This is a genomic window from Bradyrhizobium sp. 2TAF36, from assembly GCF_052114925.1.
Taxonomy (GTDB): Bacteria; Pseudomonadota; Alphaproteobacteria; order Rhizobiales; family Xanthobacteraceae; genus Bradyrhizobium; species Bradyrhizobium barranii.
Genome location: NZ_JBFRFR010000024.1, coordinates 99,796 through 111,092, shown reverse-complemented (window position 1 = coordinate 111,092; position 11,297 = coordinate 99,796). Strand labels below are relative to the sequence as shown.

Genomic DNA, 11,297 nt, shown 5'->3' with positions numbered 1-11,297 from the left:
GCCTCCAAAAGCGCAATATCGCGTCGCGATACCCACTTTGGCCAGTCATTGGACGCTCCGACGCGAGACATCGGCCGCCTGCAACGATTGGCGACCACGGCCGCGTGCCGACCTATCCGTTTGCACACACCCAAGACCCAAAGCAGAAATCGCCGTTGAAACCAATCATTGCCCGTAATCCATCGGCACCTCACGCTCATGTGTCCCCGGCGAGGCCACCAATTCTATTGAATTACGATCGTAATTTAATATTGTGACCGTAATGGCATCGAGCTGAGCCGCTGTTGGGCGGCGGCCGGGTGCCGCCAAACAGCTCCTAGCGAGGATTTCATGGACGACACGACCACGGCCTCACGCCACGTCGCATCGCGACAAACCACAGATGTCGACTCGCTTGGGCTCGCAACCGCTGCAGCAGCGATTCGCAACGGCGACATCACCTCGGAGGCCTACACCGCGGCGCTCTTACAGCGCGCCCGAGCGCTTGCCGAGCTGAACGCCTTCATCACTATCGACGAGGCCGGGGTGCTCGCGGCCGCGAGGGCCGCAGACAAATCGCGTGCGGCCGGATCGGCGGCCCCGCTCCTTGGCGTGCCGCTTGGGGTGAAGGACAGTTATTTGACGAAAGGGCTACCTACCAGCCTGGGCGTCGAAGGCCTCGCTCACTTCGTGCCGCGCGAAGATGCCGACGCTGTCCGGTCCATTAAGGGGGCAGGCGCCTTGGTCTTCGGCAAGAACAACCTCGTCGAGATGTCATACGGCTTGACTGGTCACAACGCACGTTATGGCCAGGTGAAGAATCCGCACGCACGAGATCGCGTGTCGGGCGGCTCCTCGAGCGGCTCCGCCGCATCCGTGGCCGCCGGCATCGTTCCCGCGTCCTTGGGCGGTGACACCGTTGGGTCCATCCGGGTACCCGCATCGTTCTGTGGGGTCGTGGGCTTCAAGCCAACCACTGGACGTTGGCCACGCGACGGCGTTGCGCCGATCTCCCATACGCTCGATACGACGGGCGTGTTCGCCCGAAACGTCGAGGACTGCATTTTGGTGGATCAGGTCGTGACCGGTGAACAAGCTGCGGAGTTCTCCAACGGCGGCTACGACCTGAAGGGAGTCCGGCTGGCCTTCGCGCCGCGACAGTTCCTGGATCTGGTGGACTCGGAAGTCGAGACCCGCTTCCGCGAGGTGGTTCGGCGCTTGCAGGACGCCGGCGCCGAGATCGTTGAAGTAGATCTTGGCGACGATTTCAATTCCCTCGTCCAAACCGCAACATGGGGCATCTTCGCTCATGAGACGATGGGCGAAATTTCGGAATTTCTTCGCCGCCATGACATTCCGACCACGTTCGAGGCCATTTATGAGGGCCTTAAGCCCCAACTTCGGCAGGCGTGGGGGCACATCGTGCTGCCGGGTGGCGCAGGTGCTACCTCGGCAGAGGCCTATCAGACTGCGCTCGACGTGAGCCGGCCGGAAATCCAGCGCCGACTCAACACGGCGTTCGTCTCTCATGGGGCGCTGGTCATTCTGCAACCGACCACGCCCTGCACGGCGCCTTTGATCGAGGAGCAGGCGACCGTCCATATCGGGGGGCAGGAAGTTAGCTACCTCGCTTTGGCGAACCGCACCGTGTCGGCAAGCAGCGTGGGGTTGCCCGGTGTCAGCCTTCCTGTTGGCTTGTCTCGCGCGGGGCTGCCGATTGGGCTTGAGCTGGATGCCCCCTTAGGGAGCGACCGAGGGCTTCTAAACCTTGCCCGCGGCATCGAGGGCATCTTGGGCGCAGAGTCGAGTGCGATCTAACGTCGTGATCGACCAGCATCCGTTTTCAGTCGGTTTGGCCGCGATGATGTCGATCCAGTGGCCTAGCAACTTGATCGCGACCTCCAAGCTTTGCTGGAAGCGGCCGCAGCGTAAGGGCTGCGGGATATTGGTGGAGAGGAGAGAAGATGCGCTTCGAGAAAGGTCATAAGGCGGCGACGCGACGGCAGATCATCGATGTGGCGTCGAAGTGCATGCGCCGGAACGGCATCTCCGCCACCGGGATCGCCGGGATCATGGACGAGGCCGGCCTGACCAAAGGCGCATTCTCTCCGCACTTCGAATCCAAAGATGCGCTCGTTCGCGAGGCGCTGGCGAGCGCGCTCGACGACCAGCAACATCGCCTCGATGAGGATCAGCGGAGCGGCCCGGACCTTGAGGGCGCGATCCGGAGATACCTGAACCGTGCTCACCTCGAAGACCCGACGGGCGGATGCCCCTCGGCGGCGTTGCTCCCCGAAATCGCCCGACAGCCCCTGTCCACAAGGAAAGATTACGAGAAGGGGCTGCGAAGCTACGTTGCGACATTGGCCGCACTGCTTCCTGACGCAGATGCATCAGCGAGCCGCCGCCGCGCGACCGCCATCTTCGGCCTCATGGTGGGCACCCTTCAGTTCGCGCGGGCCGTGCCCAACGCTGCGCAGGCGGAGCAGATCCTGGAAGGCGGCGTTGAGGCCGCCTTGCACTTGGCACGAGCTCCCTCTCGCTAGATTAGGAAGCCGGGAGAGGCAGTCCCTCGAGGTCCGCTTCACCAAACAGAGCAGACACGGCGTCGCATTGTCCGCCCCGAGCAGCGAAGGGCGTCGCCGGCTCCGAGCGCAACGATTGGGCGATCTGATTCGCGCATTCAATCGCGCTTTGATGCTGCGTTGGTTTTGCTTCATGATGATTGGCAGGCCGCCAGTGCGGCTCAATAAGGGGGGTGTTGAAATGAGGAAGTTTTCGCTTGTATTGCTGTCGACAGTCGCTCTCGGCCCGATCACAGCCCAGGCTGCGGATCTGGCGCCGGTCCGTATGTCGTCGAAGGCTCCCGCTCAGGTGGGCAACTGGACGGGATTCTATATCGGCGGCAACGTTGGTTATGGCTGGGGCAGCTACGGTGCGTCGAACGCCACCGGGACAATCGTGAACTCGAATGGCGGTTCGGGCATCTATGCCTTCAACCCCGTGTCCGGCAACGGTAATGGGGTCACCGCCGGCATCCAGGCCGGCTACAACTGGCAGATTGAGCAGACGGTGCTCGGCATCGAGGCTGATTGGCAGTATCTCAATTCAAAGGCCAGCACCGGCAACTCGGCTATTGCTGTTCCCGTCTTCATCGGCGGCAATTTCAGCGGCAGCACGTCCGTCAGCACCGATTGGTATGCGACCTTCCGTGGCCGAGTGGGTTATGCGTTTGGGCCGGCGTTGCTCTACGCGACCGGCGGTATTGCGTTGGCCGATACCAAGGTCAGTGCGAACGCTACGGGCAGTATCGTCACTGCCCTCTTCCCGCCAACCCTGGGACCGCTGGGCTCCATGAGCGCTTCTGACAGCGCCGTCCTGATCGGCTACGCGGTTGGCGGCGGTTTCGAATATGCTCTGGGGGCAGGGTGGTCGGTCAAGGGCGAGTATCTGCACATGGGTTTCGGCACGAAAGGCTACAACTTGACCGGCTCGCTTCAATCGCCGGCCGGGTTGACGGGCGTCATCGCGACTCACGTCGATATCAAGCCGAGCTTCGACATCGCCCGCGTTGGTGTGAACTATCGCTTCTGATCAGCGGATCTGAAGACGTGAAGAAAGGGAGACTTCAGGTCTCCCTTTCTCGCAATCGCAGGCCGCTTAGGCGTGCCTACTCGTCATCCTCGTCTTCGTCCTCATCCTCGTCGTGATCTTCCACTTCCAGGCGGTCGAGCGCGGCCAGCGGCAGTGTCTCGCGGAACAGATCGCCTTCCGAGCCCATCCAGAGGCAGAGGATGTCGTCGCCTTTCACCTCTGCGACGGTCAGCGGCTGGCCGCCGGATTTCAGCATCACGACGTCGCCGGTTTTCAGTTCCATGGATGGTCCTTTCGGGGTTGATCGACGAGAGGGGAGGCTAGCAAGCCGTCATGACAGGCCGATCACGGGCTATGGGACCCGTGAATTGGCTGCGGCTTGCACAGACTGCCGAAACGTCGATGGCAGAGGTTCGAGTGGGGGATCGCTCGAGGTCACCAGGGGCTATTCCGTCCCAGGCGCGGCGATGATGGCATCATGCGCCTGTTTTGCCCGACGCGTCAAATGATTTCGTAAAATCAGCAATGCATTGCGTTTGCGGCAAGCTGTTGAAATTGCAGCAGCCGGCTACTGTGCATGGGGTTGTTTTCGATGTTTTGTTTTCGCCTGGGTTACGGCTGGTCCGGCACGAGTTCGGTCAGCGAGCGGATGATGCGGTCGGGCTTGACGGCCGAGCCTTCGGGCAGGCCGTCGCCATGCACGTCGATCCAGATCGAGTAGATGCCGAGGCGCTGCGGCGTCACGACTTCCCATTCCAGATTGTCGCCGATCATCCAGGTGTCTTTCGCGGTGACGCCGAGCGCCTCCATCGCGTGCAGATAGGCGCGCTCCTCGGGCTTGCCGAAACCGTGCTCGCCCTCGATCTGGATGTGATCGAAGCGATGCGTGAGCTCGAAGCGCTCGACCTTGGCGCGCTGCATGTCGGCGGCGCCGTTGGTGACCAGCGCGAGTTTGACGCCGCGTGCCTTGAAAGAGTCGATCGCATCATGCGCACCGGGGAACACGAAGATCGCTTCTTCGCGATAGGTCGTGAAGCGGTTGGCGAGGCGATCGGCGAGATCGTCGGAGAGGGCGCGGTGGCCGTCGGCGGCGAGCGCGGCGAAGCCGCCCCGCACCGTGAGCCGCCGTGCCTCGCCAAGCTTCATCCGCCACGCGGCTTCCGCATTCGCCCAGAAGTTTCGTGCGAAGGCCAAAACTGCGGTCGCGACCTGCTGCGGCGGCAGCGGCGCGAGCTCGTCGGCAAATTCTTCTGCGATCGTATTCCAGGCGATCTCGGGCCGGCCGTAGGCCGAAAGGATGGTGTCGTCCATGTCGATCAGCATGGCGCGCGGCAGCGGAGGCATCGCGGTGCTCATGGCCATTTCACCTCCGGCGGCAGCGACGACAGGATGGAGTCCACGTTGCCGCCGGTCTTGAGCCCGAAGATGGTGCCGCGGTCGTAGAGCAGGTTGAATTCGACATAGCGTCCGCGCCGGATCAATTGCTCCTCGCGATCCTCAGCGGTCCAGGCGCTCGCGAAATTGCGCCTGACGATGTCAGGGTAGATTTTCTGGAAGGCGCGGCCGACATCCTCGGTGAAAGCGAGGTCGGCGTCCCAGTCGCCGCTGTCGTGCCAGTCGTAGAAGATGCCGCCGATGCCGCGCGCCTCTTTGCGGTGCGGCAGGTAGAAATACTCGTCGCACCATTTCTTGTACTTGTCGTAGTCGGCAACGCCGTTCGGGCCCGTGCAGGCCTCCTTCATCGCGGCGTGGAAGGCGAGCGTGTCGGGATCGTCCTGGGTGCGCCGGCGGTCGAGCACCGGCGTGAGATCGGCGCCGCCGCCGAACCAGSYTTTYKTGGTGRCGAYGAAGCGGGTGTTCATGTGCACGGCGGGCACGTGCGGATTGCGCAGATGCGCGATCAGCGAGATGCCGGAGGCCCAGAACTTGGGGTCGTCTGCCGCGCCGGGGATCTGGGCGCGAAACTCGGGCGCGAATTCGCCGTGCACCGTCGAGCAATGCACGCCGACCTTCTCGAACAGGCGGCCGGACATCATCGACATCACGCCGCCACCGCCGGGCGCGCCGGTATGATCGGTGCGCTGCCAGGGCGTGCGTTTGAAGCGGCCGGCATCGCCCGGATAAAGGCTTTGGGGGGCGTCATCCTCCAGCCGCTCGAAGCTCGCGCAGATGTCGTCGCGCAAAGCTTCGAACCAGGCGCGGGCGCGCGTCTTGCGGTCTTCGATTGTCGAGATGTCCATGTCCAATTCCAAAACCGGTCTCGTAGGGTGGGCAAAGGCGCTCTTGCGCCGTGCCCACCATATTCACTGTCGTCTTGATTGGTGGGCACGCTTCGCTTTGCCCACCCTACGAAGTCTAACCCTGCGGACCGTAATAGGTGCAGCTCTCGTTGCAACTGTCGCGGTGGATGCTGACGCGGGTGAGCTTGCCGATATGCTGGAGCCGCTCCCAGACGAAGCGCGAGAGGTTTTCCAGCGTCGGTGTGCCCAGCGCCTCGATCTTGTTGAGGTATTTGTGGTCGAGCGTGAGCCGCACGTCCTCGATGGCGCGCTGGACGAGGCCGAGATCGACCACCATGCCGGTCGCAGGGTCGGGCGTGCCGCGCAACGTCACCTCGGCGCGGAAGGAGTGGCCGTGGATCTCTTCGCTTGCGGCGCCAAAGGTCGTCCCCGACAATGAGTGCGCCGCCTCGAAGCGGAACGATTTCGTCAATTCCCACATCTGTTCGAAAACCAATCCTATCTGATGCCGAGCGATTTATGCGTCTGCACGCTCAGCCGCCATTGCGGATGGCGCAGGCAATAGTCGATCGCACGCACGGTGTTTTGGGCAACCTCGGGTCCGTCCATCGGTTGCAGCGAGAAGCGTTCGAAGGCGAGACCCTCGAAGGTCTCGGGCGCGGCGAGGGCCTGCGGATAGACCAGCTTCAGCTCGTGGCCGCGGCGCTGGACGAGCTCGCTGCCGCCCTTGGGGCTGACGCAGATCCAGTCGAGCCCCTCAGGCGCCACAATCGTGCCGTTGGTCTCGACGCCGATCTCGAAGCCGCGGGCGTGGAGGGCGTCGATCAGGGCGGCATCGACCTGGAGCAGCGGCTCGCCGCCGGTGAGCACCACGTAACGGTTGCTGTCGGTGGCAGCCGTCCATTGCGCGGCGACGGTGTTGGCGAGTTCCGCGGCCGAGGCATAGCGGCCGCCGAGCGTGCCGTCGGTGCCGACGAAGTCGGTGTCGCAGAATTTGCAGGTCGCGGCCTCGCGGTCGGCCTCGCGGCCGCTCCAGAGGTTGCAGCCGGCAAAGCGGCAGAACACGGACGCGCGCCCGGCATGGGCGCCTTCGCCTTGCAGGGTCAGGAAGATTTCCTTGACCGCGTAACTCAATGATCTCTCCTCAACATCTCAAACTTACGGGTTCCGGAGCTGCCGCAGCGCCTCGCCTGCGGCCATCGCCGCGGTCATGGCGACATTGAGCGACCGCAGCCCCGCCGTGATCGGGATCACCAGCCGCGCGTCCGCAGCCTCGACCACCGCGTCGGTGACGCCGGCGCTCTCGCGCCCGAATAGCAGGATGTCCGACGTCTGGTAATGAAAATCGCGGTAATCGGTGGCGGCCTTGGTGGTGAACAGCAGCAGGCGGTAGCCCTGTGTCGCACGCCATTCCTCGAATTTCGACCAGGAGTCGTGGCGGGTCACGCTGACATGATCGAGGTAGTCCATTCCCGCCCGGCGGAACAAGCGGTCGGAGAACGGGAAGCCCGCCGGCTCGATGATGTGGGCGGCCATGCCCAGGCAGGCACAGAGCCTGAGAATCGTGCCGGTGTTCTGGGCGATGTCGGGTTGGAAAAGCGCGATCTGCATGGGCTGTATCGGGGTCGGTGCGGGCCGGAAATGTCTCAATAAAACATCGCTGGCTGCGGAATTCGTGCATTGCACGCCCCCACGCCGTTAGCGGGCTTGCGCTCGCCCGGCAAGGGTGCCAATAGAACGATTCTGGACTGCTGTTTTCGCCTTGTTTCGGTGGGGACAAGTGAAGTTCTGCCGCCGCGGGGGGCCGCGGGCGCCGGCACACTGTTTTGGGGACCTTGGGGGCTCCCGGAACGGTTCCGTCGGCAGCATAAGAAGAAAGGGTTGGAATCGTGACGACAGCGTCTTCGGCGGACCATCCGACACGCCGTGATTTCTTATTCGTTGCAACGGGGGCAGCTGCAGCAGTAGGGGGCGCAGCTGCGCTCTGGCCCTTCATCTCTCAAATGAATCCTGATGCGTCGACCATCGCCGCCGGTGCGCCGATCGAGGTCGATCTCAGCCCGGTCGCCGAGGGGCAGGACATCAAGGTGTTCTGGCGCGGCAAGCCGATCTACGTCAGCCACCGCACCAAGAAGCAGATCGACGAGGCGCGCGCCGTCAACGTGGCGAGCCTGCCCGATCCGCAGTCCGACGAGGCCCGGGTCAAGCCGGGCCACGAGCAGTGGCTGGTCGTGATCGGCATCTGCACCCATCTCGGCTGCATCCCGATCGCTCATGAGGGCAATTACGACGGGTTCTTCTGCCCCTGCCATGGTTCGCAGTACGATTCGTCCGGCCGCATCCGCCAGGGGCCCGCGCCCGCGAACCTGCCGGTGCCGCCGTACCAGTTCGTTTCCGACACCAAAATCCAGATCGGCTGAGCTTCGGGCCTTCGCCCGAAGCTTCGCGCCGTCTCGTCGTTATATTTCCTCAGGATCGCATCATGAGCGGACCATCCGACTACCAGCCGAGCAATCCGGCCCTGCAATGGATCGAGCGACGTCTGCCGATCATCGGTCTCGTCCATTCCTCCTTCGTCGTCTATCCCACCCCGCGCAACCTGAATTACTGGTGGACCTTCGGCGCCATCCTCTCCTTCATGCTGGGGATGCAGATCCTGACCGGCGTGGTCCTGGCGATGCACTACACGCCGCACGCCGATCTCGCCTTCAAGTCGGTCGAGCTGATCGTCCGTGACGTCAATTACGGCTGGCTGCTGCGCAACATGCATGCCTGCGGCGCGTCGATGTTCTTCTTCGCGGTCTACGTCCACATGCTGCGCGGTCTCTATTACGGCTCCTACAAGGAGCCGCGCGAGGTGTTGTGGATCCTCGGCGTCATCATCTACCTCCTGATGATGGCGACGGGCTTCATGGGCTACGTGCTGCCGTGGGGCCAGATGAGCTTCTGGGGCGCCACCGTCATCACCAATCTGTTCTCCGCCATTCCCTATGTCGGCGAGAGCATCGTGACGCTGTTGTGGGGCGGCTATTCGGTCGGCAACCCGACGCTGAACCGCTTCTTCTCGCTGCACTATCTGCTGCCGTTCCTGATCGCTGGCGTCGTCGTGCTCCACGTCTGGGCGCTGCATGTCGCCGGCCAGAACAATCCTGACGGCGTCGAGCCGAAGACGGAAAAGGACACGGTGCCGTTCACGCCGCACGCGACCATCAAGGACGGGTTCGGAGTCGCCTGCTTCCTGCTGCTCTACGCCTGGTTCATCTTCTACATGCCGAACTATCTCGGCGACGCCGACAACTACATCCCGGCGAACCCGGGCGTGACGCCGCCGCACATCGTGCCGGAATGGTATTACCTGCCGTTCTACGCGATCCTGCGTTCGATCCCGAACAAGCTCGCGGGCGTGATCGGGATGTTCTCGGCGATCATCATCCTGTGCTTCCTGCCCTGGCTCGATGCCGCCAAGACCAGGTCGTCGAAGTACCGGCCGCTGGCCAAGCAGTTCTTCTGGATCTTCGTCGCGGTCTGCATCCTGCTCGGCTATCTCGGCGCGCAGCCGCCGGAAGGCATCTACGTGATCGCCGGCCGGGTCCTGACGGTCTGCTACTTCGCCTACTTCCTGATCGTGCTGCCGCTGCTCTCGCGCATCGAGACGCCGCGGCCGGTGCCGAACTCGATCTCGGAGGCGATCCTGGCCAAGGGCGGCAAGGCGGTGGCTTCGGTCGCCATCGCGCTCGTTGCCGCCGGCGCGCTGTTCCTCGGCAGCCTTCAGGACGCTCGCGCCTCCGAAGGCAGCGACAGGCCGCCGGGCAACAAATGGTCGTTCTCCGGCCCTTTCGGTAAGTACGACCGCGGCGCGCTCCAGCGCGGCCTGCAGGTCTACAAGGAGGTCTGCTCGAGCTGCCATGGCCTGTCCTACATCGCCTTCCGCAACCTCGCGGAAGCCGGCGGCCCCGGCTATTCGGTGGCGCAGGCAGCGGCGTTTGCGTCCGACTACAAGGTCAAGGACGGCCCGAACGATGCGGGCGACATGTTCGAGCGCCCGGGCCGGCCGGCGGACTATTTCCCCTCGCCATTCCCGAACGAGCAGGCGGCCCGTGCGGCGAACGGCGGTGCGGCGCCGCCCGATTTGTCGCTGATCACCAAGGCGCGCTCCTACGGCCGCGGCTTCCCTTGGTTCATCTTCGACTTCTTCACCCAGTACCAGGAGCAGGGCCCGGACTATGTCGCGGCGGTGCTCCAGGGCTTTGAGGACAAGGTGCCTGAAGGCGTCACCATCCCCGAAGGCTCCTACTACAACAAGTACTTCCCGGGCCACGCCATCAAGATGCCGAAGCCGCTCAGCGACGGCCAGGTAACCTATGGCGACGGCTCGCCGACCACGGTCGCGCAATATTCCAAGGACGTCACCACGTTCCTGATGTGGACCGCCGAGCCCCACATGGAAGCGCGCAAGCGCCTCGGCTTCCAGGTGTTGGTGTTCCTGATCATCTTCGCGGGCCTGATGTACTTCACGAAGAAAAAGGTCTGGGCCGACTCCCACTGAGCGGATCGAGACGAAAATGAAGAGGCCCCCGCAAGGGGGCTTTTTTGTTGGACACGAGCGTGTGTTGTTTGGCGCGATTGCCTATCGCTCGCTCAAACGCCAAAATACCGCCAACCGCTCCCCCAGAAACTCATCGGAGGACACCATGGGAACCACCATCACCTTCAAGCGCCCGGACGGCAAGGACGCCTCGGGCTATCTCGCCAACGCCGCGCGCGGCAACGCGCCGGGCGTGGTCGTGATCCAGGAATGGTGGGGCCTGTCGGATCAGATCAAGGGCCTGTGCGACCGCTTTGCGCTCGCCGGCTTCGATGCGCTGGCGCCCGATCTCTACAAGGGCAAGGTGGTGCCGTATCACGACACGGACGCCGCCGGCAAAGAGATGAACTCGCTCGATTTCATGGACGCCACCACGCAGACCGTGCGCGGCGCCACGCAATATCTGTCGCGCAACGGCGCCAAGGTCGGGCTAACAGGCTTCTGCCTCGGCGGCGCCGTCACCATCATCGGCGCGACCAAGATTCCGGAGCTCGCGGCCGGCGTCGTCTTCTACGGCATCCCGCCCGAGCAGGCGGCCAAGCCCGCCGACGTCAAGATCCCGCTCCAGGCCCATTTCGCCAACAAGGACGACTGGTGCACGCCGCAACTGGTCGATGCCTTTGAAAGCGGCATGAAGGCCGCCGGCAAGTCGCTCGAGCTGTTCCGCTATGATGCCGAGCACGCTTTCGTCAACGAGCAGCGCCAAGCCGTGCACGACCGCGAAGCCGCCGAGCTCGCCTGGGGCAGGGCGACGGAGTTTTTCCGGAAGCATCTCGGCTGATCGCCTGGAGCTCGGACGGCGCCCGCCCACCCTTGACGCCGTCCCCGCGCCATGGTGAGTATCCGCCCCATGAGCACCGCCGTCCGCCCAGCCCGTCTTTGGTGGCGCACCTCCTAAA

12 protein-coding genes are annotated in these 11,297 nt (G+C 63.7%); 6 read left to right on the top strand and 6 right to left on the bottom strand.

Going from position 1 to position 11,297, the window contains the following annotated elements; translation table 11 throughout:
- Positions 1-330: 330 nt before the first annotated feature.
- The 3 genes from AB4Z51_RS15705 to AB4Z51_RS15695 all read left to right on the top strand — a co-directional run bounded on the left by AB4Z51_RS15705 (position 331) and on the right by AB4Z51_RS15695 (position 3,573).
- Positions 331-1,797 carry an amidase family protein gene (locus AB4Z51_RS15705; protein ID WP_441497617.1) on the top strand — a complete coding sequence of 489 codons (1,467 nt, stop codon included), beginning with the start codon at positions 331-333 and terminating at the stop codon, positions 1,795-1,797.
- 146 nt (positions 1,798-1,943) lie between these two features.
- Complete coding sequence (locus AB4Z51_RS15700) at positions 1,944-2,525, top strand: TetR/AcrR family transcriptional regulator (protein ID WP_085402515.1); 582 nt, start codon at positions 1,944-1,946, stop codon at positions 2,523-2,525.
- Between the two features lie 115 nt (positions 2,526-2,640).
- Complete coding sequence (locus AB4Z51_RS15695; RefSeq protein WP_085402516.1) at positions 2,641-3,573, top strand: outer membrane protein; 933 nt, start codon at positions 2,641-2,643, stop codon at positions 3,571-3,573.
- A gap of 76 nt (positions 3,574-3,649) precedes the next feature.
- Here the strand turns inward: AB4Z51_RS15695 and AB4Z51_RS15690 are convergent, their stop codons facing one another.
- The 6 genes from AB4Z51_RS15690 to AB4Z51_RS15665 all read right to left on the bottom strand — a co-directional run bounded on the left by AB4Z51_RS15690 (position 3,650) and on the right by AB4Z51_RS15665 (position 7,424).
- Positions 3,650-3,856, bottom strand: coding sequence for a YodC family protein (locus AB4Z51_RS15690; protein ID WP_028153663.1), 207 nt, complete (start codon positions 3,854-3,856; stop codon positions 3,650-3,652).
- Positions 3,857-4,185: 329 nt separating this feature from the next.
- Positions 4,186-4,935 carry an HAD family hydrolase gene (locus AB4Z51_RS15685; RefSeq protein WP_094184197.1) on the bottom strand — a complete coding sequence of 250 codons (750 nt, stop codon included), beginning with the start codon at positions 4,933-4,935 and terminating at the stop codon, positions 4,186-4,188.
- The gene (gene hemF, locus AB4Z51_RS15680) at positions 4,926-5,813 is read right to left on the bottom strand and encodes an oxygen-dependent coproporphyrinogen oxidase (RefSeq protein WP_441497616.1); all 888 of its coding nucleotides are present in this window, start codon (positions 5,811-5,813) and stop codon (positions 4,926-4,928) included. The genes AB4Z51_RS15685 and hemF overlap by 10 nt, the downstream gene beginning before the upstream one ends.
- Before the next feature lie 115 nt (positions 5,814-5,928).
- Positions 5,929-6,294 carry a 6-pyruvoyl trahydropterin synthase family protein gene (locus AB4Z51_RS15675; protein ID WP_028153666.1) on the bottom strand — a complete coding sequence of 122 codons (366 nt, stop codon included), beginning with the start codon at positions 6,292-6,294 and terminating at the stop codon, positions 5,929-5,931.
- Positions 6,295-6,311: 17 nt separating this feature from the next.
- On the bottom strand, positions 6,312-6,947 hold the full coding sequence (queE, locus tag AB4Z51_RS15670; protein WP_085402518.1) for a 7-carboxy-7-deazaguanine synthase: 636 nt from the start codon (positions 6,945-6,947) through the stop codon (positions 6,312-6,314).
- A gap of 24 nt (positions 6,948-6,971) precedes the next feature.
- Complete coding sequence (locus tag AB4Z51_RS15665) at positions 6,972-7,424, bottom strand: tRNA (cytidine(34)-2'-O)-methyltransferase (RefSeq protein ID WP_085402519.1); 453 nt, start codon at positions 7,422-7,424, stop codon at positions 6,972-6,974.
- 278 nt (positions 7,425-7,702) lie between these two features.
- Between AB4Z51_RS15665 and petA the strand changes: the two genes are divergently transcribed.
- The 3 genes from petA (at position 7,703) to AB4Z51_RS15650 (ending at position 11,179) form a co-directional block, all read left to right on the top strand.
- Positions 7,703-8,233, top strand: coding sequence for a ubiquinol-cytochrome c reductase iron-sulfur subunit (petA, locus tag AB4Z51_RS15660; protein WP_063985148.1), 531 nt, complete (start codon positions 7,703-7,705; stop codon positions 8,231-8,233).
- A 62-nt stretch (positions 8,234-8,295) separates the two neighbouring features.
- Positions 8,296-10,359, top strand: a complete 2,064-nt coding sequence (fbcH, locus tag AB4Z51_RS15655) for a cytochrome b/c1 (protein WP_441497615.1) — start codon at positions 8,296-8,298, stop codon at positions 10,357-10,359.
- Between the two features lie 145 nt (positions 10,360-10,504).
- Positions 10,505-11,179: a dienelactone hydrolase family protein gene (locus AB4Z51_RS15650; protein WP_085402587.1), complete on the top strand. Its 675-nt coding sequence runs from the start codon at positions 10,505-10,507 to the stop codon at positions 11,177-11,179.
- The last annotated feature ends 118 nt before the right edge of the window (positions 11,180-11,297 follow it).